The organism is Halohasta sp. A2, from assembly GCF_056175805.1.
Genome location: NZ_JAQFWV010000186.1, coordinates 1 through 715 on the forward strand (window position 1 = coordinate 1; position 715 = coordinate 715).

Genomic DNA, 715 nt, shown 5'->3' on the forward strand with positions numbered 1-715 from the left:
TGTATGGGCTATTCTCCACCGGGTTCAGTTATCGTTGAGCGAATTCAAAGAGCGTTTCCTTCTGATGAGTTGCGCGAACGCGTTCGCGCAACGAATCTCGTAGAGCGTCAGCGGAAATTCGACATTGTTGCGCTGTTTTACACTCTCGCGTTTGGCTTTGCTGCCGGATCAGACCGCACTCTACAGGCATTTCTCGAACGGTATGTTGAGATGGCTGACTGCGACGAGCTCTCCTATGCATCGTTTCATGACTGGTTCGAACCAGGCTTTGTTGCACTCCTTCGAGAGATTCTCGATGATGCTATCGAGAATCTCGATACTGGACGAAGAGATCTAAACGGCCGTCTCGAACGCTTTCGAGACGTCCTTATCGCTGACTCAACCATCGTCTCATTGTATCAAGATGCCGCTGATGTCTACGCAGCAACGAGTGACGACCAAGCTGAGCTGAAACTCCATCTTACCGAATCACTCTCTACAGGCCTCCCGACACGGTTCCAAACAACCAGCGGGAAAACTCATGACCGGAGTCAGCTACCCACCGGCGAGTGGGTAGCTGACGCCCTCATCCTGCTCGATTTAGGATTCTATGATTTCTGGTTGTTCGACCGTATCGACCAGAATGGCGGCTGGTTCGTCTCCCGTGTCAAAGACAACGCGAACTTCGAGATCGTCGAAGAACTGCGGACATGGCGGGGTAACACCATTCCGCTAG

1 protein-coding gene is annotated in these 715 nt (G+C 52.2%); it reads left to right on the top strand.

Annotated elements, in window-relative coordinates; genetic code table 11:
* Window positions 1-3 precede the first annotated feature (3 nt).
* The coding region (locus O2S87_RS18705) for an IS4 family transposase (protein ID WP_475410224.1) at window positions 4-715 on the top strand (712 nt) is incomplete at its 3' end.